The organism is Actinokineospora auranticolor, assembly GCF_041897805.1.
In the GTDB taxonomy this organism is placed as follows: domain Bacteria; phylum Actinomycetota; class Actinomycetes; order Mycobacteriales; family Pseudonocardiaceae; genus Actinokineospora; species Actinokineospora auranticolor.
Map to the genome: position 1 here is coordinate 5,954,247 of NZ_CP154825.1, position 24,355 is coordinate 5,978,601.

The window sequence follows — 24,355 nt, forward strand, 5'->3', positions numbered from 1 at the left end:
TGCGTGGTGCACACTGTGCCGACCGGCGAGCGGACGCCGGTCGAGTACTGGGGGTCCGATGACCAAGCGCGCGCTCGTGGCGATTTCGGTGCTTTGCGCCACCCTGTCGTTATCGGGGTGCGAGGTGTCGGGCCTGGCCGTGCCCGACCCCGCGACGATGGCCCCGGTCACCGCGGACGTGCTCGGCGACCTCGCCACCTTCGACGCCTGCGACCTGGTCACCCTCACCGACCTGATGCCGTACGGCGCGCCCATGGTCGTCGACGCCGAGAACCTGGACAACTGCGCCTACCGGGTCGCCGCGCCCGACCCGGACGACCCCATGACGGTCAGCATCGGCGATCTGACCAGCGAACTCCCACCCTCGCGGGGCACCGAGCGGTACCGCGAGCTGCCCGGCGGGATCGCGCAGACGACCCGTGCGCAGACGCCGCGCGACTGCGAGCAGCTGTTGGCCTTCGCCGGCGGCCCGGTGTTCCGGGTCCTGGTCACGAACGCCGAGGAGAACCGGAGCTGCGAGGTCGCCAACACCGTCGCGGGCGTCTTCGCGCGGCGCCTGGTCAGCGGCAAGCCCATCGCCCGGATGAACCGCCGCCCCGGCTCGCTCGCCGCGGTCGACCCGTGTCCGCTGCTCACCGACGACGTCCTGGCGCCGCTGCCCGCCCTCGCGGGCGCCAAGCGCCGTTCGGCACCCGCGCGCCACGTGTGCTCACTCGCGTCCGCCGACGGCGGAACCACCCTCGAGGTCCGCTTCGGCGGCGGCTCGGACCTGGAGTGGACCTACCCCCAGGAGCTCCGCCAGGACATCGCGGGCCGGGTGACCGCCAAGCACTTCTCCGTCGTGTGCTCGATGATCACCGAGCAGCTCCGGACCGCCCAGATCCGCTACCGGGAGCTGGCCACGGTCGCCGTCCGGACCCCGGATCTCACCTCCTGCGAGAAGGCGGCGGCGGTCGCGGAACGGCTGTGGCCCAAGCTCCCGGCCAAGCCGTAGCCGGTGCTCGGTGCGCGGATAGCACGCGGCCCCGATCGGCGGTGAGGCCATCCCGACACCGGTCCCTCCGGTCTGCCGGATGGCCCGCCCACCCCCACGGGCGAAACGCTTCCGATCATGCGCAAACCACTTCAGGTACTGGCGGTGCTCGGACTGGCCGCCTGCGTCACCACGACCCCGGCGCACGCGGCCACGACACCGACTTGGACCACGTGCGTCGACGCCCCGCTCCAGGAGTGCGCCACCCTCCAGGTCCCCCTGGACTACCGGGACCCCGGCGGTCCCCGGATATCCCTGGCGGTGTCCCGGATCCGGACCGCGCGCCCGGACCTGCGCCGCGGCGTGCTCCTGCTGATCCCGACCGGCCCCGGCAACCCCGGCCTGACCCGCCCCACCACCCTCGGCCTGCGCCTGCCCCGGCCGGTCCTCGACCGCTACGACATCGTCGGCTTCGACCCGCGCGGCACGGGCCGCAGCACCCCGGCGTCCTGCGGGGTCACCGGCCCGGACGCGGAAGCCGCGCTGTTCTCCCCGTGGCCCGGTCCCGACGGCGACATCTCCGGCAACGTGGCCAAGGCCAAGCGGATCGCGGACGCCTGCGCGCGCAACGGCGGCGACCTCCTCCGGCACATCAGCAGCCGCACGGAGGCGATGGACATCGATCGGATCCGCCAAGCGCTCGGTGAGCGGACGCTGTCCTCCTGGGGTGTCTCGTACGGCACCTACCCGGCCGCGGTCCACGCGACGCTGTTCCCCGACCGCACCGACCGGGTCGTGCTGGACAGCAGCGGCGACCCGGACCCGAGCCGGGTCGCGCGCGGTTGGGCGGCCAACTTCGCGGTGGGCGCGCGGGACCGGTTCCCCGACTTCGCCGCGTGGGCCGCGGCGCGCGACGCCGAGTACCACCTGGGCGCGACCCCGGACGCGGTCACCCGCCACTACCTGGCCGTGGCCGAGACCCTCGACCACAACCCGCGTCCGGACCTGTCCGGGGCCCTGCTGCGCAGCATCGTGTTCACCTCGCTGCAGAGCGACGCGTCCTTCCCGCTCGCCGCGACCGTGCTGCGCGGCGACCCGACCCCGCCGCTGCCGGTCCCCAGCCCGGAGGCGTTCCAGCGGATCGTGGCGGTGGGCGCCGCGACGGCGTGCAACGACGTGCGCTGGCCGCGGTCGGTCGAGGCCCACGCCGCGGCGGTGGCGCGCGACCGGACCGAGTACCCCTTGACCGGCGGCATGCCCGCCAACATCTGGGCGTGCTCGTTCTGGCCGTACCCGGCGGGCGACCCGGTGGTCATCTCGTCGCGCGGACCGGAGAACGTGCTGCTGGCGCAGAACCGGCGCGACCCGAACACCCCGTACTCGGGCGCACTGCGGATGCGCGCGGCGTTCGGGCACCGGGCGCGGATGGTGAGCGTGGACTCGGGTGGCCACGGCGCGTACCTGGCCAACGGCAACGCCTGCGGTGACGCGGCGGTGACCGCGTTCCTCGTCGACGGCACGCACCGCGACGCCACCTGCTGAAGATCACCCGGTTGCGCGGGTGTCCCCGCCACCCGCCGGTCCCGCCGCGTGCGAGGGTCGGCGGGTGGCCGGTGGTGACTTCGAGATCGGGTCGGCGAGTGCCGACGAGGTTCGGCTGATCGCCGAGTGGGCGGCTGAGGAGCGGTGGAACCCGGGGCTGGCCGATCCCGCGGCGTTCGCCCCGGCCGACCCGGGCGGTTTCCTGGTGGGGCGGCTCGGGGGTGAGCCGATCGCGTGCATCTCGGCGATCCGCTACGGCGCCGGGTTCGGGTTCATCGGCTACTACATCGCCCGGCCGCGGTGGCGCGGTCAGGGCTTCGGGATCCAGGTGTGGCGGGCGGGGATGGCGCGGCTCTCGGGTCGGCTCGTCGGGCTCGACGGGGTCGTGGACCAGCAGGACAACTACCGCGAGTCCGGGTTCGCGCGGGCGTGGAACAACGTGCGGTACGAGGGCGTCCTCCCGGTTTCCGACGTCGAGGGCTCCGCTGGGGACCCGGTGGCGATCGTGGACGCCCGGTCCGTCGCCTTCGACCGGATCGCGGGCTATGACCGGAAGTTCTTCCCCGAGGCCAGGGACGCGTTCCTCGCGGGCTGGGTCGGCCTGGGCGGCCGGACGGCGCGGGTCGCGGTGCGCGACGGCGAGCTGTGCGGGTTCGCGGTGCGCCGGGACAGCCGCGCCGCGTCGCGCGTCGGACCGCTCTACGCGGACTCCCCCGGCGTCGCGGCGGCGCTGCTGCGCGCGGTGTCCGACGGTGGGCCGCTGGCGGTGGACGTGCCGGACGCGAACGCGGCGGCGACCCGGCTGATGGCCGACCTGGGGTTCGCGCCGACCTTCGAGGCGGCGCGGATGTACACCGGCCCCGCACCGGCGGTGGACCTGGCCGGGGTCTACGGCGTGACGAGCCTGGAGCTGGGCTAGAAGGCGTCCGCGCTGGTCAGTTCCCGCTCCAGGGCGTCCGCGCGGGTGACCAGGCGGGTGAGCGGGCCGCCGAACTCGACGCCGACGCCCCGGTCGGCCAGCGGCGCGGCGTGCTTGAGCAGCGCGACCCCGTCGACCACGGCGGCGGCGCCGATCGGGTCGGTCGCGGCGGCGGTCAGCAGGGCGCGCAGGTCGATGTCGTCGGCGCGGCCCACCGGCGAGGAGATCTCCACCCAGTCGCCGTCCTCGGCGGTGATGTGGTGCACGGCGACCTGCTGGGAGCGCTCCCCCTCGGTGTCCAGCCGGAACCGGAGCCAGCCGTCGGTGTCCTGCAGGACCTCGTAGCGGGTCCGCACGTAGTTGATCACGTCGGTCCATGTGGCCACGGTGCCGCTCCCCGCGTCGAACTGGGTCAGGAATCTAGCGGCCGAAGCATCTCATGCCCGCCCGCCCACCGTGACACGGACGTGGGAAAGCGCGCCGGGGCTGTCGACCGGGCGCTAGCCCTGCCAGGTGCCCTCGGGTTCGCGGAGCATGATCAGCGAGTTGAAGGGGCGGCGGGCGCTCGGCGTCGTTCGCTCGATCGGGTGGCCCAGGCGGAGCAGGGCCTGCGCGTACCCGGGCAGGCCCAGGATCTCGGCGAGCCTGGACCGTGATTCCAGGACATGCAGTGGCTGCGTGATCGCGGAGCCCGTGAGGGCGTGGGCGGTCGCGCCGAGCCAGGCGTGCGCCAGTGCCATGCCCGCGCGCAGGTGGTCCAGCCGCGTGTCGGTCGGTGTGGCGACGACCAGGTGCGACTCGGCGGCCAGGCGCTGGATCAGGATCTCCTCGTCGGGCAGCCGGTTGTCCGGCGCCCTGGTCATGGGTCGCGCGCCCGGCCCGGCCGATGTGCCCGGCGCGGTCCACGCGGCGAGCTCCCGCTGGTAGGCGCGGTCGTCGCGGAGTACCTGGGCGCTGCGCAGCAGCAACTGCGCCAGGTCGCCCACGGCCTCGGTCGGCACCACCCGCACGGTCACGTCCGGCACGTCGCACCCGCGGGCCAGCTCGCCCGGCAGCGCGGTGTCGACCGGCTCGGGCGCGAACGGCGCGGGGTGGGCGCGGCGCGACCGGATGGCCCGGAACCGCGCATGGTCGGCCTCGTCGGGTGCCGCCCGCCCGGCCGCGGTGACGGTGCCGACCACGTCGCGGCGCGTCGGGTCGGGGAACGCGGACCACCGGGACGTCCAGCCCAGCGACCGGACGGCGAGGCGCAGGTTGGTCAGCGCGGCGCCGCAGGAGAGCATGCGGTCGCGGCCCAGCGGGTCGTGCCGGGGCAGGGCGATGTCGACGCGTTCGAGCACCGACCCGGCGCGGTCGCGCAGCTCCAGCCGCCACGGCTGGGTGTTGTGCACCGACGGCGCCCGGCTCGTGGCGGCGGCCAGGACCGCGACCTCGGACTGCGTCCACTGCTCCGCCGGACTCACCCGGCCACCTCCTCCACCGCCCGGCGCCGCGTGGGACTGCCCACGTGCCCGTAGCCGATCCTCAGGACTGTGTGCACCATCCCACCTACCAGGGCGCCGAGCGCGCGTCTAGTGGTGGGTACCTCGACCGGCTGGGACAGCGGCGACACCGCGAGCCCGGAGGCGGTGGCGGTCAGCAGCACGCGCTGCATGGCCTGCCCGGCCACCACCTGGTCGGCCGGGGTGTCGCCGAGGGTGGTGAGCACCGCGAGCAGCGGTACCCGCTCGAAGTCGGCCTCGGGCGCGCCGAAGTCGCGTAGTGCGACGAGACCGCCCGGGGTCGGGGAGCGCCCCAGCGCCGACGCGGGGACACCGTCCGCGCGGCCGGGCCCAGCCAACCAAGACCGCAGCTCGGCGCGGTAGGCGGGGTCGCCGCTCTGCACCCGGTCGGCCCGACGGATCAGGTCGGCGACGGGGGTGAACAGCTCGGGCCGGTCGACGAGCACGAGCCGCGCCCCCTCGGCCGCAGCGGCCCGCGCCAACGGCACCCGCAGCCGCTCGGGCACGGCCCGGTCGAGGAACGGCCTGCGATTGGTGTGCCTGCGCGGGACGGCGGCGGCGAGGGTCCGCTCCTGTTCGGTGGGCCGGTGCCGCACGTCCAACTCGACCTCCGCGAGCAGGTCGTCCCGCTCCCCGTCGGGCCGCACCCGGACCCGGGCCGCGAACCCGTCGACGGCGAGCGCGAGGCGCAGGGTGTAAAGGGCGGCGCCGCAGGAGAGGCGGGCCTCGTGGCCGTGGGGGTCGACCACGGCCAGCACCCGGTCCCGGTCCAGCCACACCTCGATGACGCGCCCGCGCCGCGCGAACCGCCACGGCTGGGAGTTGTGCACCGACGGCGCGCGGGTCGCGGCCGCCAGCGCCCGGTGGATCACCTGGTCCACTTCGGAGTCCGTGGGCATGGCCGTCCTTTCGTCACTCCCAGGTTGCCCCGCCGGTACCCGTGGTCGACACCGCCCCGGGGCCTCCCCCCGGCGGGACCTTCGACCTCACACCCCCTGCCGGACAACGACGAGCAGGTGCCGCGACCCACTCGCACTCGGGGTGGGATTCACCCGCCGACCGTTCGGGGCCCGCGACCGCACGACAAGTGGCCAAGCAGCGGCACGGGTCGAGGCTCCCCAACCTGGAGTTCTTAGGACCGCCTGGGCGCAGGACGAGCCAACGGCCATACGACCCAACAGTCCGCACGGCCACCGCGCACCCCCGGACGTCACCACCCCGGCGAGTTGTCCACAGGCATGATCGTCTCCGGCCGGAATTGTCAGTCCCGGCCGGGAGAATTGATTCCGGGGGCCGGAGGCATACCGTGATCATTTCCCGCGGCCGGGAGGCGGCCTGGAGAAGGCACCGACGGCTACTGTTCCCGGGGTGAAATCCACGGCGGGGCGTTGCCCGCGCCCCGGGGTGGGTATCGCCACGGGGTCGGGCGACGCTAGGAGGTGCGGTGGCTGAGATCCTGGTCGCGGGCGGGTGGGGGCTGCTCGCCGGGTCCGCGCTGGTGCTGGGCGCGGCGGTGGGGTTCTTCGCGCGGGTGCGTCCGCCGGTGGTGGCGGCGGTGATGGCCTTCGGCAGCGGCGTGCTGCTGTCGGCGGTGTCCTTCGAGCTGATCGGCGAGGCGCACGAGCAGGGCGGCATGGTGCCGACCACCATCGGCGCGGTCGGCGGCGCGGTGGTCTACACGCTGGCCGACGTGTGGTTGGCGCGGCGGGGCGCGCGGCACCGGAAGCGCTCGGGCGGGCAGCAGCCGTCGGAGCGGGAGCAGGCCGGTTCGGGCACGGCGATGGCGTTCGGGGCGCTGCTCGACGGGATACCGGAGTCCATTGTGATCGGCACGAGCCTGCTCGGCGGCGGCACGGTCAGCGCCGTCACCGTCGCGGCCGTGTTCATCAGCAACGTGCCGGAGGGCCTGTCCAGCGCGGCGGGCATGCGCCGGGCGGGCCGGGACCCGCGCTACGTCTTCGGGTTGTGGGGCGGCATCGCGGTCATCAGCGGCGCGGCGGCGATGCTCGGCTACGGCGCGCTCGGCGACGCGCCACCCGGCCTGCTGGCGGGCATCACCGCGTCGGCGGGCGGGGCGATCCTGGCGATGATCGCCGACACCATGATCCCGGAGGCGTTCGCCGACGCGCACCTGTGGATCGGCCTCATCACCGTGATCGGTTTCCTTACCGCCTTCGCGCTGTCGCAGGCGTGACCCCGCTTCCTTACCCCCACGAGCCCCCCACGATCGGGTGCGCCGTGGTGCCGCGCGCGCGACACGGGGAATACCGTCGATGGCGGTTCGGCGCCCGTGACAGGAGGAGAAGAAAGCAGTGAGGACAACCCGACTGATGACGTTGGCAGTACTCGTATCCGCACTAGTCGCGGCCCCCGGGACCGCGACAGCGGCAAGGGGTCTGTTCGTCTACTACGAACCAAGCGGCGGCGCGGGCATCATCGACCCAGACGACAACACCTGCTACCGCCTCGAACCAGGCACTTACCACCTGGACAACCAGACGAACCGCCAAGCGCTCCTCTACGCCGCCCCCGACTGCGGCGGCGCACCGTCGGCCGTCATGGCCCCCAACACGGAACTGGGCGCCCCCGGCCACGCCGCGGTCCTGTTCCACCGCTGAACACCCGGACGCCGAACACCCGGCCACCAGACCGCGGCGCGACCCGCGGTTGTCCACAGGCATGATCGTCTCCGGCCGAAATCGTCGGTCCCCACCGGTAGAATTGATTCCGGGGGCTGGAGGCATACCGTGATCACCTTCGCCGCGACGTTCACCAGGCGGGCGGATTCGAACACTGGCAATCACCTCGGGCGTTTGGCGCTTCCCGAGTGGAGGCAGTGCGGAACGCAGGTCGACCCGCGGGGATGTTTCCAGTCAGCGAGGCTCGGGTCATTCGGATCCGGTCGCCTCTCGAATCGGGCGGCGAGATGATCACAGTATGCCGCCGGCCCCCGGAATCAATGCTACCGGCCGGGACCGACGATTCCGCCCGAAGATGATCATGCCTGTGGACAACCGGTCGACGCGATGACGGCTGTGGGTGCGGCGGCCGCGTGGACCGCTGGACCATATCGCGGGGCGCCTCTTGCCAGGTTCAGGCCGATCGGTTCGCACGACCCGACGATCCCGCGGCTTCCGCACACCTCGGCCGCCATCACCTCGACGAGTTGTCCACAGGCATGATCATCTTTGCCCGGAACTGTCGCCCCTCCCCGGTAGAATGAACACCGGGGGCCGGAGGCGCAATGCCACTAACTTAGGCTAGGTGCGAGGATTCTGATGGTGGCCGGACCCTGATGTCGAACGCCTTGATGTTTGCCCTTTTTGGTGGGGTAGCGTTTATGGCGTCCACGTTTGGCCACACGGGGGTACGTTCGGTGCCTTCGGGCCGCGAGGTGTCTCTCGTTGATTTCCGCGCGGGTCTCCGATAACGCTCTCGCCTGGCGCTCAGGGGGAAAAATCCGCCTCGGCGGGGACCTGGCGTCGGATAACTCGAAGAGACCGCATGAACGACAGTCGATCAGGGTCGACGTCGGCCTCGTCGGCCGCCGAGCACATCAAACGCCGAATGCCATAGTGTGCGAGCAGGAACGCCCACAGTTCCTGACGCACCATGTCGGGCGATCTCGACCGCAGCGTCTTACCCGATCCTTGTTGATGGGTCTTCATCTCATCGATCAAACCCTCACATTCCCAGCGTTCATGGTAGGCGAGAGCCAATTCCATGGCGGTCGCCTCGGCCGGGTCGAGAATCGACGTCACCACGCACACGACCTCGGCCGCCCCGTCACCCGCCCGGTCGGGAACCTGATATTCGACCACCCGAACAGGTTGCGCATCCTCGGAACGACAATCCTCGCCGCGGCGAGCCTTCTCGATCAGCCGATCCCGGCGCCCTCGGCGCACGGCCGAACTGACCAAGATCGAGCGATACGAACCGTCGGGCAACCACTCCAACACCGGCAACGTGACAGCCGAACTCACCCTCCACAGCAGGTCAGCGCCAGTACGACGGAACTCGTTCCACAGATCGAAACCGTAGAAGCCCCGATCGGCGATCACCAGCATGTCCGGCTCGACAGACCCGATGATGTCTCTCGCGAGAGTTTTCTCGCTGGTCAGGCACCCGGCGATCGCGGCCCCCACGATCGCGCGGGAACCACACTCGCCCAACACGATCATCAACGCCCGCGGAAACGCTGACTCGACCGACTGATTACGCTGTCGACCGAACTCCGCCGCGTTCTCGGGCGTATCCGGAACATCCACGGAGAACCCATCCATCGCCATCAACCGACGCGACGCCAACCACGCCCCTGTGGTACCCCGCCCCGCCACCGGAACAGCGACCCGCTCAAACAACAGACTCAACGGCTCGACCCCCAACCGCTTCCGAGCCTTGGAAATAGCCGCCGTCGAGGGAACATTCCACTCACCACGCCACGAACCCACAGACCGCAACGACCCAACAAGCTTCCGCATCACCTCCTCGTAATCATCATCGAAAAACAGGCACATCCCCAAACAAAACCGCACCACCACATGTGCGGGAAGCAACCGAGAACGCAACTCGCGACGGCCCGTCTCGTTCAACACATCCTCGATCACATCTCGAGGAAAAACCTCCGCCAACACACCCAACGAGATCCGATCGGTCAACCGAACAGCCGACGAATCAACGACACCACCACGAACCTGCACCACGCGAGCCACCCGAAAATAATAGCAGCTCCTTGCTTAAGTTAGTGGCATTGGGCCGGAGGCGCGCCTTGATCAACACCATTCGTCGCCCATGAACCGCCAACCAAGCCGAAGCCGCCGAACAAAGGCGCCAACTCCGCGGACCCGCCGTTCATGAGCCGGTCAAGACCGATCCCGTCGTTGCGTGCCGACAGACGCACCTCGACCACCACGCCCCGAGCATCCCGACGTCCGCCACGGCCGATCGCCGACGCGGCCTGCCTGGCGCCCGAGCCGCCGTGCGCGCGGGTCAGCGACCGGCCGTGGCTTGGTCGACGTCGTCGGCGATGGCGAGGGCTTGGTCCAGTCCGGTGATCTCGATCGCCCGCCGCACGACTCCGCCCGGGGTGGCCACCACGATCAGGTCCCGCTCGAGCGACGTCGCCCGCTCCCCCGCCTCCACCAGCACCGTGAGCCCCACCGACCCCATAAAGGACACGCCGGTCAAATCGACCACCAGCAGGCCGGGTGACGGGTCCACGTCCAGTGCGGAGAGCAGCGCGTCCCGCAGCACGGGCACGGTGCCCAGGTCGACCTCGCCCCGCGCCCGCACCGCGTCCCAGCCCGGGGACCGGTCAAGCACGGTGGTGAGCAGGGTGTTCATGGCGCCTCCAAAGGCCAGGTGGCGGGCCGCTGCCTGCTCAACCGCCCCTTAGCGCAGCTAACGATACATTTTCGCGTTGCCCGCACCACCCCGCGCCTCATCCAACCAAGGGTGACCCGCCCGCCCGCGGTCGGCACGCCTAGTCGGCGAAACCACCCGGGGAGCGCGTCGGGTCAGGAGGCGGTGCGCCGGGCCAGGCCGGGGGCGGTCTCGCAGGGCAGGGTGAAGCAGATGCTGGTCCCCGCCCGGCGGCCGGGCTCGATCCAGATGCGGCCGCCGTGCCGTTCGACGACGCGGCGGCAGGTGCTCAGGCCGATGCCGGTGCCCTGGTAGCTCTCCGGCGTGCGCTCGCGGTGGAACATGGCGAACACGCGCTCACGGGAGTTGGGGTCGATGCCGATGCCGTTGTCGGTGACCCGGATCGTGACCTCCCCGTCCGCCCACTCGGCGCCGACGTGCACGCGCGGGGTCACGCCCGGCGCGACGTACTTGACCGCGTTGCCGACCAGGTTGGCCAGCACCAGCCGCAGCAGGGTCGGGTGGGCCGACGGGACGGGCAGCGGGTCGTGGGTGATCACGACCTCGCCCGCCGCCCCGGCGCGGGCCTCCCCGGCCAGGTCGTCGACGACCGCGCCGAGGTCGACCGGTTCGAGGCGCAGCGGCTCGTGGCAGGCGTGGGCGTAGGCCAGCAGGTCGTCGATCATGGTGCCCATGCGGGACGCGGCGCGGGTGATCGCGCCGACCGCCTTGACCTCGATCCCCTCGGCGCCCGCGCCGACGGTCTCGGCGAGGACGTCCGCGTAGCCGACGATGGCGGTCAGCGGGCTCTTCAGGTCGTGCGCGACGATCGCGGTGAACCGGTCCAGCTCGTCGTTGGCCGCGGCCAGCTCGCTGTTGGCCAGCGCCAGCCGCTCGCGGGCGGCCTCGCGCTCGGTGACGTCGCGCAGGAACGCGTGGAAGCGCTTCTCGCCGCGCCAGGTGAACTCGGCCAGGCTCAGCTCGACCAGCAGCTCGGTACCGTCGCGCCGGTGCGCGGGCACCTGCACGTGCTCGCCCGCCCGCCGGGGCTCGCCGGTGGCCGCGCGCCTGGTCAGGTCGCGCAGGCGCGCGTCGGCGACGTGCCCGGGGATGATCAGCTCGCCGAGGGTGCGGCCGTACGCCTGGGCCTCGGTCCAGCCGAACATGGACTCCGCGGCCGGGTTCCACGCGGTGATCGCGCCCGCCGAGTCGGTGACGACGAAGGCGTCGGGCGCGGTCTCCAGGATCGTGGTGAGCAGCTGCTCGCGCTCGGCCAGCGCCCGGCGCTGGGTCCGCTCGGCGGTCACATCGGACATCGCGACCACGGCGCCCAGCAGGGTGCCGTCGGCGGCGCGCATGGCCCGGCCGGTGCACAGCACGCGCATGGCGGGGTGGTGCTCGTCGCCGCGGATGACCATCTCGACGTTCTCCACGTGGCCCTCGTTCAGCGCCCGGAACAGCGGCACCTGGTCCTGGGCGAGCGGGGTGACGCCGTCGGCGGCGTAGAGGCCGTACTGCCGCGACCACTGGACCGGGTCGAGGCTGGTGTCGGGCTCGAGGCCGTGCCACTCGCGGGCGGCGCGGTTGAACAGGGTGAGGTGCCCGTTCTCGTCGCAGGCGACGATGGCGATCTCGATCGCCTCGTTGACCGCCTCGATGAACTCCTGCCGCACCCGCAGCTCCCGGGCGTAGGCCTCGGCGAGCTTGCGCTGCCGCAGCGCCTCGGCGGCCAGCTCGGCGTTCTGCCTGGCCTGGCGGCGGCGCTCGAACAGCGCCAGCACGACCCCGGCCAGGTCCTGCAGGGTCGCCAGCTGGGCGGCGCTGAGCTCGCCGGGCTCGGAGTCGAACACGCAGAGCGTGCCCAGCACGTGCCCCTCGGGGGTGATCAGCGGTACGGAGACGTAGAGGCGGACGTCGGCCAGCACCCCGGTGACCCACGGGTTGTCCGCGAACCGCGCGTCCTGGCGGGCGTCGCCGACGTGCACGACGCGGCGCTCGGCGACCACGACGTCGCACATCGAGTCCCGGCGGGGCGAGTCGGCGCCGTCGAACCCGACGGTGGTGAGCTGGCACTGGCGGTGCTCGTCGAGCAGGTTGAGCGACGCCGTGGGCACGCCTGCGACCGCGGCCGCGGTGCGGACGACGGCGGTCAGCTCGTCGTCGGCGGGCGCGTCGAGCACACCGTACTCGTGCAACGCCGCCAGCCGAGCGGTCGCTTCCACACCGCCCGGCAGCCGTCCCCAGGTACCTCCGATGGCGACACTCACGTGGCCCCCTTCGACCGGGGCGGCCGGTGGTGGAGCCAAACACCCGAACTCCACCCGAGTCCACCCGATCGTGCTACCGGCGGGCCCGGGTGATGACCGTGCTGAGCACCCGGATGCCGTGCGTGGACTGCGGGTCCAGGCCGGTCAGGTCGCGGATGCGGCGCAGCCGGTAGTCGAGGGTGCGGGGGTGGATGTGCAGCGCCTTGGCGGCCTCGGCGCGGTTGAGGTCGGCCTGGTAGTAGACGTCGAGGGTGTCGAGCAGGTCGGGCCCGGTGCCCAGCTTCCCCGCGATCAGGGCCAGCCACCGGTCCAGCTCGGGCAGTTCGGCGGCGGCCACCTCCAGCAGCAGGTCCGCGAGCGTGTGCAGGTGCCCGGGCGCCAGGTCGGCGCGCGCGACCCGGCTGATCCGCCGCGCCAGGGCGAACGTCTCCGGCAGCGCGCCCGCCGGTCCGGTGGCGGTGCCCAGCGCCACCGGACCCAGCGCGGCGGTCAGGTCGTCGACGAGCGGCTCCGCGTCCTGCTCCTCCGGCAGCAGCGCGACGAGTTCGCCCTGCGGCAGCCAGGTCGCGGGGACCCGGTGCCTGCGCCAGGCGCCGTCGAGGACCTCGTCGGCCCGCGGCCCGGCACCGGTCGGCCGGGCGACCACGACGCGGGCGCGGACCGTGGCGGGCACGCCGATCTGCTCGCCGTAGCCCGGCGCGGCCGGGTCGCCCGCCACCGCCATCTCCACGTACCGCCGCACGCGCCCGCCGACCGGCAGGTGCCGCTGCTGCCCGTTGAGGAACCCCAGCGAGTACGCGTTCTGCGCCGCGGTGGCCTGTTCGCCCAGCCACGACAGCAGGTGCAGCGTGTCGGTGAGGTCGCGCGGACCCGACGCCTCCTGGATCTCGCGGAAGGTGGCGGCGGCGTGCAGCGCGAGCACCCGGGGCAGGATCGCGTTGGGCATGCCCTTCTCGCCGCGCTCCCGCCCGATCTCGCCGACCACGGCCAGGTCGTCCGGACCCAGTCGCTCGTCGGCGGTGGCCAACTCGATGGTCCGGCGGCGGATGAACACGGCGAAGTCCAGCATCGCCGCCCGGTCGCGGTCGCCCGTGACGGTGGCGGCGTACTCCGGCAGCTCGCCGACGCAGATGTCCACCACCAACCGCGCGTTGACCGGGACCCGGTTGCCCAGCCGCGTGTACAGGTCGTCCATCCGCTACTCCGGGGGCGCGGCCAGCGCGCGGGCCACCGCGGTGCTCAGCACCCGCACGCCCCGCACCGACACCGGGTCCAGCCCGGTCAGCTCGCGGGCGCGTTGCAGGCGGTAGTCGAGGGTCCTCGGGTGCACGTGCAGCGCCGCCGCCGTGCGTAGGCGGGACAGGTCGTTGCGGTAGAAGGCGTCCAGTGTGGTCACCAGCTCCGGCCCCTTGGCCAGCTGCGCGACGAGGTCGCGCAGCCACCGGTCGACCGCCGGGACCCGCACCGCGCCGAGCTCGGCGAACAGGTCCGCGCGGTAGAAGGCGGTGGCGCCGTTCGGGCGCACGGGAGCCACCCGGCTCACCTGCCGCGCTTGCGCGACGGCCGAGGCCAGGTCACCGATACGTCCTGGAGCCGCGCCCACCCCGCACGGCAACCCGACGGCCGTGCGGAAGTCCGACGCGACCTGGGCCGCGCGTTCCTCGGCGGTGTCCCGGGCGGTCGCGCCCACGAGGGCGACGAACTCGTCCGGTGCCGTCCAGGAACACGGGATCCAGTGCTGGGCGAGCAGGTCCTTGGTCAGCGTCGCCCGCGGCGGGTCGATGTCGCCCCGCACCCGCGCCACGATCACCACGCCGTCGCGCGGCACCGCCAGCTGCAGTTGCCTGCCCATGTCCACGGCCAGCGGATCGTCCACGAGCAAGGCGTCCACCAACAGCCGTACTCGGTCGATGACCGGGAGCGCGTTCGCCAAACCGCCCAGATATCCCGAAGTGTACGCCACATGGGACGTCGCGGCGAGCTCCGGCAGCCAGCGCAGCGCGCGCATGACGGCGTCCCCGTCCTGCGGCCGCGCCAGTTCGTGCACCTCGCGCATCATCAGCGAGGTGTGCAGCAACAGGACCTGCCGCTGCGAGGCCAGGGAAACCCCCTTGGCGCCGCGCTCGTGGCCCACCGCGGTGAGCATGCCCAGGTCCGCCGAGGTGAACGGGCTGCTCTCGGCGATCAGCCCGATCGAGCGGCGGCGCAGGAAGGCGGCGAAGTCCACCATGCCCGCGTGCGCGCTCGGGTTGTTCGCCAACCTGCGGAAGTCCGGGATCTCGCGCTGGTACGCCTCGACCGCCAGCTTGCTGTTGACATCGATCTTCTTTCGCCACAGGGCGAAAAGGTCGGCCATGCCATCCCCCGTATGCGGTTGTCGCCCGCGCGGGACGCGCCCGCGCGGTACCACGGGGCAGCGTAGGGGCGATCACGCCCGCGGTGAACCGTTTCCCCCCGATCCGGGACGTTCGGCCCCATCGCTGCCATTCCCCCTTGCTCCAACGGTTCCGGGTGGGCCCGCCCGGGGGTCCCCACCACGGGGCGGGCCCACCCTCGTCGGCGGTCGGACGACCGCGGACGCCGGTTCGCGGGACGGCGGCGCTTCGGGGGTCGGCCGCCGCGTGGGCTCAGCCCGCGGTGTCGAGCGCGACGCTCACATCCCCGACGACCAGCGGGTCCGGGAACTTGCCGACCTTGCTCGCCGCACCGGTGAGCAAGTTGATGGTGTAGAAGGCGCTGATCCCCCCGGACGGCGTGAACACCGCGTAGGCGGTTTGCTTGCGCGGCTTGCCGTCCACGAGGTCGCTGTAGATGTCGAGCCCCGCGTTGCCCGCGTCCACGCCGAGGCCGCCGGTAGGCGCGAGCTGCCCGCTGTTGGCGGGCGACTGGACGACGACCTGGTCGGTGGCGGTGTTGAGGTCGAACAGCGTGGTCGCGGTGTCGGGGTCGAGGTCGTTGTTGGTGTACGCGGCCGCCGTCACGCCCGCGGTGGCGTCGGTCGCGGGCGGTGTGTTGAGCGCGGGATCGGCGACCGTGGTGCCGTCGTCGATGTTGTGCCGGAGGTTCTGGCCGGTGTCGCCGACGATCCGCAGCCGGTTGGCGGCGGGGTTGAAGTCGACGCCGAAAGCGTTGCCCTGCAAGCGACGGTCAGCTGCGACACCTTGGTGAGCACCGCGCCCGGGATGGAGATGGTGTAGATCCCACCCGCGTTGCCGACGCCGTAGAGCTTGCCGTCCTGCACCCGGAAGTCCAGGCCGATCAGGGACTTGTCGTTGCCGACCAGGCCGGTGACGTTGCGGAACCAGTCCACGACCTGCGGCCGGTCGACCCGGAAGGTGAGCAGTTGCTTGCCGTTGGCGGTGATCCCGTACGCCTGCGGCGGGTTGACCTGCGCCTGTCCGGCCCCCGCGAGTGCCACCGCGGCGACCGCCGACGCCGACACGACCGCGATGGCCGCGACAGCGCGCGTTGAGGCTGATCTCATGAACGGTTCCCCTCTCTGCCGCCAGGTCCGCCCCTCGGTGCCCTGGCGTGGGAAACCCTGCCGGCCCGCGGGCCGGCAGGTCCTCGTGACGGATGACGAAAGCGCTTCACATCCGGCGGGGGGTGTTGTCACATCCCGCAAAGTTTCACGAAACAGCGCGCAACCCGGCGAGGAGCACCCCGGTCAGCGGTAAAGGCACCCCAACGACCAGGTCGGATCGGCTCCGACCTGGTCGTTGGGGTGCGCGAACGTCTGCGGCGAGATCGCCCGGAAGCCCGGTCGAGCCCGACAAGCCGGGGTCAGGCGCCGGGGAGGAGGTGGGCGTAGCTGTCCGGGTTGGCGCGGAGGAAGTCCGGGAAGGACTGGGCCGGGTGGCCGGTCAACCGGGGGACGGTGTCGGCGACGACGCTCAGCTCGCCGGTAGCGATCGCCAGGTAGGAGGTCACCCAGCCGGCCACCTCGTGGTCCGGGGCGCCGTAGACCGAGCGGGACTCGTACGCCTCGGTCTCGGTCTCGGCGTGGTAGGTGACGGGTCGGCCGGTGAACTCGGTCAGGGTGGCGGCCGCCTCGGCGAGGGTGATGGCCTCGGGGCCGGTGACGTCGAGGACCTGGCCGTCGTGGGACGGGTCGAGGAGGACGGCGGTGGCGACGGCGGCGATGTCGTCGGGGGTCACGGCGCTGACGCGCCCGTCGCCCGCCGGGCCGCGCAGGACGCCGTCGGTGCCGGTCATGGCGGGGAGGCCGGAGGCGTAGGTGCTGTCGCGCAGCGCCACGAAGGGGACGCCCGTGGCGCGCAGGTACTGCTCGGTGTGCCAGTGGTCGCGGCCGAAGGTGAAGGTGCAGTCCGCGGCCGCGCCGAGGAACGACAGGTAGACGATCCGGCCGACGCCCGCCTCGATGGCGGCGTCGATGGCCGTGGCGTGCTCCCGCACCCGGTTCGCCGACTCGCGCGCCGACACCAGGAACAGCACTCCGGCCCCCGCGACGGCCGCGCCCACCCCGGCGGCGTCGGTGTAGTCGGTACCGCGCACGGCGGTGGCACCCGCCAGGTCGGGCAGCGCCTCCGGCCGACGCGAGACCAGCCGCGTGGTCGCCCCCGCGTCCGCCAGCCGACGGGCCACGCGCCCGCCGATCCCGCCGCCCGCCCCGGTGACCGCGATAACCGCCTCAGCCATGCCCACCACACCTCCGCGTTCCGAATCCACTACGCGGCTCCACTGTAGACAGGTCGACCTCCTCCTCGTCCGACCAACACCACCCGTCCCACAGGCTGAGTCGACCACCACACCTCACCGCCCACACAGGCCGCCCCGACTGCGTTCGCCCGCCGCGCAGGGCCCAACACCCGGCTAACGCGAATCAGATTCACGAAATGGGCACCACCTGTGGTTACTGCCTGTGTAGCGTCCCAGCCCACCCCGACCCGCGCGGCAAGGGTGAGTGAACCAATCCCCGTCTTCGAGCACGAACGGTGTAATCCCCGGCCCCACGGCGCGGGCGGCTTCTCGTTCGGGTGGTCGGGGCCTGAGCCGCGTCACCAAGTCGCACCCGGAACATCCCCTATCTGCAACCGCGAAGCACCCGAGAGCTTCCACAGCAGCAATGCGAAGGGACGGTCATGTCACGTGTTCTGGCCACCATCGTCTCCACTGTCACCGCGACTGCCCTCTCAGTACTCGCCGTCCTCGCCGTTCCCGGCGTCGCGGCAGCCGCTCCCCAGGCTGCCTCGGCAAGCTCGGCCGGTGTGGGTTCCGGCGCAGCGGCGGGTAACTCGCGACTGGTGACCCTGCGCCCGGTCCTGGTCGTGACCCGCGGCCGCGGCGGGGTCATCCGGGTCCAGGTCCGCTTCGTGCCCGTCCGCCCCAAGGCCAACCCGGACGACGACGTGCAGGTCGGCGCGGGCGACGCCCAGATGGCGGCCGACGCGACCACCGACTACGAGAACCCCTGACGACGGGGCGACCAGACCACCCCACTTCCGGTCCGCAGTGGACTCGGGGCTCGTGGGCCGGATGGGCGAGGCCGGGAACGCGCGGGGCGTTCCCGGCTCTCGCTCGTCGCACGGCGAGGTGCCCGGCCCCGGGACCGGGCCGGGCACCGCCGGTGGGGCTCAGCCCGCGAAGGGCTTGGCCAGCTCGGCCACCGTGTACGGGCGGCCGTTCTTGATCACGGACCGGACGTCCGCCAGTGCCGCGATGTCCTTCGTCGGGTCACCGCCGGTGATCACCAGGTCGGCCAGCTTGCCCGGCGTGACGCTGCCCAGGTCGTCCTCCACGCCCAACTGCTGGGCGGGCAGGATCGTCGCCGAGCGCAGCGCCTCGTACGGGGTCAGGCCGTACTTGGCCATGGCCCGCAGGTTCAGATGCAGGCTCACCGCGATGATGTCCAGCGGCGCGTCCGTCCCGGCCAGCACCGTGCCGCCCGCATCGATCAGCCTGCGGATCAGGCCGACGTCCCGGCGCGCCTGCGCCGCGTTGCCGTCCAGGAACCCGCACGGGCCCTGACCGAGCGCGCACTTCAGCTTCTGGTTGAGGAACGCCTGGTCCTGCGGCGTCATCAACGCCCTGACCCGCGGGTCGGACATGATCTGCTGGTCGTCGACCAGCGTCGAGCCCGCGCTGAACAGCGTGCTGCTGAACGGCATCCGGCCGCGCGCGGCGAGCTGGACGACGTCGTCGTAGGTCCCGCCGAAGGACGACTCGCGGGCGAACCCGAAGCCCCACTTCGTCGGACCGGCCAGGTGCTCCTTCATGTCGACCGCGTGGCCGATCGCCGGGTACAGGTAGTGCGAGGTGGTCGGGATACCCAGCTTGTGGCCGTACGCGGCCGCCTTCGCCTGCCAGTCGACGCGGAACCGCTGGTACGTCTTGATCAGGTCGTAGTCCAGCTCGCGGATGCGCGTCTGCTCGACGGCGAGCTGCTGCTCGTCGCGCACCGGCCGGGCGAACTCCCACCCGACGCGCGAACCCTCCAGCATCTCGCCGGTCGCGAAGAACCGCGGCCCGATCCGGTTGCCCGCCTTCAGCGACTCCTTGTCCTCCAGCGCCCGGTAGGCCGGGTCGCCGGTGGAGCGGGTCGTGGTGATGCCGTAGGAGAGCAGCAGCCGCCCCTGGCGGTCGCCCATGAACTTGGACTTCATCTCCTGGTGGTTGTGCATGTCCACCAGCCCGGGCGTCACCGTCTGCTTGCTGGCGTCGATGAACGTCCACCCGGGACGCGGGCGGTTGTCCTTGTGCGGCTCGATGCGCTGGATCCGGTTCCCGACGACGAGGATGTCGACGTTGGTGTACGGCTCCTCGCGCACGCCGTCCCACAACCGGCCCGCGTGGATGACCAGCTTGGTCTCCGGCTTGTCCTGGGCATAGGTCAGCCTGACCGCGATGTCGCGGGGTTTGCCACCGTCCAGGGTGATCGTGCGCAGGCGCCCGTTGTTCAAGTATAGCAGCGTTTTCGAGTCACCGCTCCAGCTCGGCGCGTCACTCGCCTCGGTGGTGAGCTGCTGGGGCGGACCGGTCGGCGCGCCCTTGGCGTCGACGGGCAGCACCCACAGCACGCCGTTCATCGAGTACGCCAGCCACCGCCCGTCCGGCGACCACACCGGACCGTCGTCGCCGCGCGTGGACACGGACCCGAACGGGCCGGGCTCCACGGTCCGGGTCGTCCCCGAGGCCACGTCGAGCAGGAGGATCTGGTTGCGCTCGGCGACCGACGAGGTGAACGCGAGCGTCTTGCCGTCGGCCGACCAGCTCGGCCTGCCCGGCACGTTCAGCGGTCCCAGCACCCGGGTCGCCGCGCCGGTGGCCACGTCGAGGGTGAAGGTCTGGGCGTTCTGGTCCTGGTAGGCGATGGTGCGGCCGTCCGGGGACCAGGCCGAGGCGACCTCGCCGCCGGGTGCCTTGGTCAGCTGGCGGGACTGCCCGCTCGCCACGTCCAGCGCGTAGACGTCCGGGCTGCCCGCCTTGTCGGAGGTGTAGGAGATCTGCTTGCCGTCCCGCGACCACGACGGGTCGACCTCGTAGAACTGGTCGTCGGTCAGCCGTTTCGGCGCGCCGCCCGCGACGGGTTGCAGCCACAGGTCGTTGAGGGCCTTGAAGACCACGGACTTCCCGTCCGGCGACAGCGCCGGGCCGACGATGCCGCGCACCTGCTGCGGACGGCGGCTGTCGAAGTCGTGCTCCTTGCGCAGGTAGTTGTCGCGTCGCAGCGTGAAGGTCGCGGTGAACGGGATCGCCCGGTCGACACCGGTGGACACCGTAGTAGCCGCGATCTTGCCGTTGGCGCCGTAGACGACCTCGTCGGGCGAGGTCCAGCGCGGCGGGAACGGGAAGACGTCGGTGTACTTGCCGACCTGCCGCACGATCCCGTCCTCGAGCACGGAGAGCGTGCGGCCCGCCTGGCCGGATCGCAGGAACGCCAGGCGTTTCCCGTCGGGGGACCAGGACGGCGCGGAGGTGAAGCCCTGCCCGCCGGGCACGAGCGTGCGCACGGCACCGGTGGCCAGGTCGACGCTCTCGACGGTCGCGCCCTGCACGTACGCGATGCTCTTGCCGTCGGGCGCCCACGTGGGTTGCTCTTCCGAGCCCGCGCCCTTGGTGACCTGGCGCGGTTCGCCACCGGCCGCGTCGACGACCCAGATGTCCTCGCCGCCCGCGCGGTCGGAGGTGAAGGCGAGCTGCTTGCTGTCGGGTGACCAGGTCGGGTAGGTGTCGTCGGCGTCGCCCTTGGTGATCTGCCGGGTGGTCTTGCCGTCCGGGGAGATGGCGACGATGTCGAAGCTGCCGTAGGCGTAGGACTGCACCGCGACCTGGCTGCCGTCCGGGGCGAAGGTGGGCCAGTACGGGTCGAGGTTGTCGGCGCCGATCGCCGTGGCCTTGCCACCCGCGCGCGGCAGCGAGAACAGCTGCCCCTGCAGGTCCATCACCATGGTGCCGTCGGCTGGGGAGGTGGTCACGGCGAGGTTGGTGCCCTCGGTGACCGTGACCTCGACGATGGTCGAATCCGGGGAGGCGGGCCCTGGGGCGCCCGCGGCCGAGGTGGTGAGCAGCGGCGAGCCGGCCAGCGCGCAGACCAGGACCACGCCGCCGAATCGCCGCTGATTCGGTGAACTCATACCAGGAAACTCCTTGGCTGTTCCCGACACCGGGTGGCAGCCCGGTGTCGGGAACTCTCGGTTGTCGCCGGTGTCGACTGCCGCGCCGCCTAGAGCCCGAACGCCAGCAGCACGTTGCCGTGCTCGCTCGGGTAGGACGGCCAGTAGCCGGATTGGATGTAGAGCACGCCGTCGGAGATCACCGCGCCGCCGTTGCCGGAGATCGCGCTGCCGTGCCCGGTCAGGCCGTTGACGCCGGGGAAGTCCTGGATGGTGTCGAACTCCCACAGCACGGCGCCGGTCTTCGAGTCGTAGACCCGCATCTTGCCGTCGACGCTGCCCTCGTAGACCAGCCCGGGACTCGTGCTGACCGCCGGGGTGTGCGAGCGCTGGCACACGGTCGGGTACTGCGCCGCGCCGCCCTTCGTGCAGCCGTCGGCCGGGCTCGGCGTGGACCAGACGACGTCGCCGTTGGCCGGGTTCAGAGCGAAGAGCGTGCCCGGGTTGGCCATGTTCGTGGCCATGTAGAGGTTCTTGCCGTCGAAGCTGCTGCCCCACTGGATGCCGGACAGACCGCCGCCGGGCATCGGGTTGGACAGCTGGCGACGCCACAGGACCTCACCGGTGCGGGCGTCGAAGGTGTGGAAGACGCCGCTCTTCTGGCCGACGCCGACGTACTGCTTGCCCTTGACGGTGAACATCGTCGGGGTGGCGCCGATGTCGTAGTCGAGCGCGGTGCCCTCCTTCTGCCCGGGGCAGTACCCGTCGTTGTCGGGGAACCCGCACAGCAGCCGCCACGTGTCGGCCTTGGTCACCTGCTGCTTCCACCGCACCGCGCCGGTGCGGGTGTTGAGCGCGAGCAGGCTGTCGAAGTCGCCGACGGTGCCCGAGTAGAGCTGGCCGACGCCGACGTAGAGGGTGTTGGAGCGCTCGTCGACGATCGGCGAGCTCCACACACCGGCGCCCGACGGCTCGAACTTGTCCGCGCCGCTGGGCCAGGTGCCGACCTTCTTGGGCTCCGGCACCGTGTAGTACCGCCACGTCAGCTCGCCGGTCTCGGCGTCGAGGGAGTCGACGTGGCCGCGGAAGGTGCAGCACGGGTAGTTGCGGTCGGGGGTGATGTTCTCCCCGCTGGACGCGCCGATGAAGATGTGGCCGTCGTGGTAGACCGGGGAACTGGTGTGCATGCCCGCCGCGTGCGGCTCGGTGTCCCGTGCCCACACGACCTTGCCCGTGCGCTGCTCCAACGCGTAGACGAAACCCTGGTTGTCGCCGAAGTACACCTTGCCGCGGGCCACGGCGGGGCCGTCGATGACGACGCTGCCGCGGTTGACCGTGGCCAGGTCGAAGCTCCACTTCTGGGCGCCGGTCTTGGCGTCGAGAGCGTAGAACTTGCCGTCCGGGCTGCCGAAGAAGATCCCGCCGTCGACCACCGCGGGTTGGCTCTTCGCGGGGAACCCGGTCTTGGGGTAGGCGAAAGCCCACTTGAGCTTGAGCTTGCTCGCCGTGCGGGTGTTGATGCGGTGTTCGCTCGCCGCGTACCGGGACCCGGCCTTGTCGCCCTGCCAGCTCGACCAGTCGCCGAACCGCGGACCGCCGCCGGACTGCTCGTCGGGGGCGCCGACGGCGTTGGTGACTCCGGCCAACAACAGCGCCGCGACACCGACCAGCGCGGCGACGCGGCGTTTTCCTCTGAACACGGGCTTTTCCACTCCTCAGGGTTGTGAGCCGCCTGCCTGGAGGCGGACTCGGGTGGGATCAGCCGCCGGGCCCGTGTCGGCCCGGCGCGCACCGCGGGCCGGGGAGTGGGCAGGGGCGGCGGTGCGGGCGCCACCGGGGCCCGCGACAGCGGATCGGCCGGGGTCGTTGCCCGGAGTCCTCGCCGCGTGGTCCGTCGAATGGCATCCGTGCTCCTCGGGACGGGGGAAGGTGTGCCGCCGATCACCCACTGCGCTTCAGCCATCCTCGGGGCCGGTCACGGGCAGCGCACAATCATGAAAAAGAGATGGCGCCGTGGTATCGGCCGACCAGGCGATGTGAACGGCGCGTGGGAAAACCCCGAGTAGAGTCCACTAGGGACTCCGTTGCCGCGCAACGCCGCAGCGCGCGGGCGGTTGACACAGGTAGCTTCACCGGGAAGTTTGTCGACCCTGGTTGTGTTCCGGCCGGAAACCCGGGCGTTTAGCCACGTCGCGTTCTGTTCGCAATCGTCAACGCCGGGAGACGAAAGTAACCGGCAATACCGGACATCAGACAACAAGAGCCCGCCTGTCGCGGCGGACAGGCGGGCTCTGGTGGGCGGTATCGCCGGGCGCTACCGGGCTTCCTGGGCCTCGTGCGGCGTCTTCTCCCCCGCCTCCACGGCGAACGGCAGGTGGTTGCCCGCGGGCGGCAGCGGGCAGGTCGCGTAGACGGTGAACGCGCACGGCAGGTTCGTCGCGCGGTTGAAGTCGAGCACCACGGCACCATCGGCGTCCGGGTCCCCCACCGCGAGCGAGCGGTTGGCGCCGTAGGTGGTGACGCCGCTGGTCTCGTCGGTGAACAGGATGCTGAAGCCGCCCCTCTTGCCGTTGAAGGCGGTCAGCGCGTGCTCGACCCCGTCCTTGGTGAAGCGGACGACCCCGGGCGCGGTGTAGACGTGGCTCAACCCGGCGACGACCGCGCCCACGGTGGTGGGGCGAGGCTCGTCGAAGGGCTCGTACGCGCCGCGCAGCACCCACCGCGGATCGGGCTCGTACGTGGGCACGCCGCGGAAGGCGCGCACCGCGTCGGCCTTGGGGTCGTGTACGCGGATGAGGTACCCGGACCGCCGCGCCACCTCCACCTCGACGTCGCCCGCCACGACGCGCGTCCCGGGTCCGCTGTTGACCAACTCGAACCGGTGCACCCCGGTCAGCGGCCTACCCCCGTAGACCAACTCGCCACCGTCGGGGTCGACGTAGGCGGCTTCGTCGTCCTGCCACCACAAACCGGGCAAGCCCGGGTACGCGGCGCGCTCGGTCCCCAGCCAGTCCAACGAGACCAGCGCCAGCCACCCGAACGGGTCGGCCAACTCACGCTCGCGACCGACCTTCCACTCCCGCCACTCCTGCGCGAACTCCACGGTCATGACAGCCCCTTCCGCTCCGGCTCCTGCTCTCACCCCCAACGACCCACCACTTGGACTATTCCCCCTCCCATATTCCGGACGCGAGCCCGCGGCAGCCACCCCCCACCCG

20 protein-coding genes are annotated in these 24,355 nt (G+C 71.9%); 6 read left to right on the forward strand and 14 right to left on the reverse strand.

Translation table 11 applies throughout. The features are described from left to right. Positions 1-58: 58 nt before the first annotated feature. The 3 genes from V5P93_RS25970 to V5P93_RS25980 all read left to right on the forward strand — a co-directional run bounded on the left by V5P93_RS25970 (position 59) and on the right by V5P93_RS25980 (position 3,434). The gene (locus tag V5P93_RS25970) at positions 59-994 is read left to right on the forward strand and encodes a hypothetical protein (RefSeq protein ID WP_104481103.1); all 936 of its coding nucleotides are present in this window, start codon (positions 59-61) and stop codon (positions 992-994) included. Positions 995-1,111: 117 nt separating this feature from the next. After that, entirely contained in the window at positions 1,112-2,515 is a 1,404-nt protein-coding gene (locus V5P93_RS25975) for an alpha/beta hydrolase (protein ID WP_104481104.1), read from the forward strand. A 64-nt stretch (positions 2,516-2,579) separates the two neighbouring features. Next, positions 2,580-3,434 carry a GNAT family N-acetyltransferase gene (locus V5P93_RS25980; protein WP_104481105.1) on the forward strand — a complete coding sequence of 285 codons (855 nt, stop codon included), beginning with the start codon at positions 2,580-2,582 and terminating at the stop codon, positions 3,432-3,434. On the opposite strand, the gene V5P93_RS25985 is transcribed toward V5P93_RS25980, so the two are convergent. The 3 genes from V5P93_RS25985 to V5P93_RS25995 form a co-directional block, all read right to left on the reverse strand. Further along, positions 3,431-3,820, reverse strand: coding sequence for a hypothetical protein (locus V5P93_RS25985; RefSeq protein ID WP_104481106.1), 390 nt, complete (start codon positions 3,818-3,820; stop codon positions 3,431-3,433). The two genes, V5P93_RS25980 and V5P93_RS25985, sit on opposite strands and share 4 nt — an antisense overlap. Before the next feature lie 114 nt (positions 3,821-3,934). Beyond that, on the reverse strand, positions 3,935-4,897 hold the full coding sequence (locus V5P93_RS25990; RefSeq protein WP_181043678.1) for a hypothetical protein: 963 nt from the start codon (positions 4,895-4,897) through the stop codon (positions 3,935-3,937). Beyond that, positions 4,894-5,835, reverse strand: a complete 942-nt coding sequence (locus tag V5P93_RS25995) for a nitroreductase (protein ID WP_104481107.1) — start codon at positions 5,833-5,835, stop codon at positions 4,894-4,896. The genes V5P93_RS25990 and V5P93_RS25995 overlap by 4 nt, the downstream gene beginning before the upstream one ends. Positions 5,836-6,380: 545 nt before the next feature. Here V5P93_RS25995 and V5P93_RS26000 point away from each other — a divergent pair. Further along, positions 6,381-7,130: a ZIP family metal transporter gene (locus tag V5P93_RS26000; protein WP_104481108.1), complete on the forward strand. Its 750-nt coding sequence runs from the start codon at positions 6,381-6,383 to the stop codon at positions 7,128-7,130. A 136-nt stretch (positions 7,131-7,266) separates the two neighbouring features. Next, complete coding sequence (locus V5P93_RS26005) at positions 7,267-7,554, forward strand: hypothetical protein (RefSeq protein WP_104481109.1); 288 nt, start codon at positions 7,267-7,269, stop codon at positions 7,552-7,554. 828 nt (positions 7,555-8,382) lie between these two features. Here the strand turns inward: V5P93_RS26005 and V5P93_RS26010 are convergent. From V5P93_RS26010 to V5P93_RS26045, 8 genes are all read right to left on the reverse strand, one after another. Beyond that, positions 8,383-9,639 carry an IS4 family transposase gene (locus V5P93_RS26010; protein WP_374066554.1) on the reverse strand — a complete coding sequence of 419 codons (1,257 nt, stop codon included), beginning with the start codon at positions 9,637-9,639 and terminating at the stop codon, positions 8,383-8,385. Between the two features lie 286 nt (positions 9,640-9,925). Further along, a complete protein-coding gene (locus tag V5P93_RS26015) occupies positions 9,926-10,279 on the reverse strand; it encodes an STAS domain-containing protein (protein ID WP_104483330.1) in 354 nt (117 codons plus the stop codon). Between the two features lie 173 nt (positions 10,280-10,452). Then, positions 10,453-12,564, reverse strand: a complete 2,112-nt coding sequence (locus V5P93_RS26020; protein WP_146108391.1) for a PAS domain S-box protein — start codon at positions 12,562-12,564, stop codon at positions 10,453-10,455. Between the two features lie 73 nt (positions 12,565-12,637). Then, entirely contained in the window at positions 12,638-13,759 is a 1,122-nt protein-coding gene (locus V5P93_RS26025; protein ID WP_104483328.1) for a CdaR family transcriptional regulator, read from the reverse strand. Between the two features lie 3 nt (positions 13,760-13,762). Further along, positions 13,763-14,920: a CdaR family transcriptional regulator gene (locus V5P93_RS26030; RefSeq protein WP_104483327.1), complete on the reverse strand. Its 1,158-nt coding sequence runs from the start codon at positions 14,918-14,920 to the stop codon at positions 13,763-13,765. Between the two features lie 271 nt (positions 14,921-15,191). Next, a complete protein-coding gene (locus V5P93_RS26035) occupies positions 15,192-15,656 on the reverse strand; it encodes a DUF4394 domain-containing protein (RefSeq protein ID WP_374066556.1) in 465 nt (154 codons plus the stop codon). Beyond that, positions 15,542-16,048 carry a DUF4394 domain-containing protein gene (locus tag V5P93_RS26040; RefSeq protein WP_374065082.1) on the reverse strand — a complete coding sequence of 169 codons (507 nt, stop codon included), beginning with the start codon at positions 16,046-16,048 and terminating at the stop codon, positions 15,542-15,544. The genes V5P93_RS26035 and V5P93_RS26040 overlap by 115 nt, the downstream gene beginning before the upstream one ends. Before the next feature lie 299 nt (positions 16,049-16,347). Further along, a complete protein-coding gene (locus tag V5P93_RS26045; protein ID WP_104483335.1) occupies positions 16,348-17,223 on the reverse strand; it encodes an NAD(P)H-binding protein in 876 nt (291 codons plus the stop codon). 605 nt (positions 17,224-17,828) lie between these two features. On the opposite strand from V5P93_RS26045, the gene V5P93_RS26050 reads away from it, so the two are divergent. Further along, positions 17,829-17,999 (forward strand): hypothetical protein, encoded by a 171-nt coding sequence (locus tag V5P93_RS26050; RefSeq protein ID WP_181043937.1) that lies wholly within the window; start codon positions 17,829-17,831, stop codon positions 17,997-17,999. Between the two features lie 159 nt (positions 18,000-18,158). Here the strand turns inward: V5P93_RS26050 and V5P93_RS26055 are convergent, their stop codons facing one another. The 3 genes from V5P93_RS26055 to V5P93_RS26065 all read right to left on the reverse strand — a co-directional run bounded on the left by V5P93_RS26055 (position 18,159) and on the right by V5P93_RS26065 (position 24,246). Next, on the reverse strand, positions 18,159-21,158 hold the full coding sequence (locus V5P93_RS26055; RefSeq protein ID WP_104483326.1) for an amidohydrolase family protein: 3,000 nt from the start codon (positions 21,156-21,158) through the stop codon (positions 18,159-18,161). Positions 21,159-21,247: 89 nt separating this feature from the next. After that, positions 21,248-22,837 carry a PQQ-binding-like beta-propeller repeat protein gene (locus V5P93_RS26060; protein ID WP_104483325.1) on the reverse strand — a complete coding sequence of 530 codons (1,590 nt, stop codon included), beginning with the start codon at positions 22,835-22,837 and terminating at the stop codon, positions 21,248-21,250. A gap of 614 nt (positions 22,838-23,451) precedes the next feature. Beyond that, positions 23,452-24,246, reverse strand: a complete 795-nt coding sequence (locus V5P93_RS26065; protein WP_104483324.1) for a DUF1684 domain-containing protein — start codon at positions 24,244-24,246, stop codon at positions 23,452-23,454. Positions 24,247-24,355 lie beyond the last annotated feature (109 nt).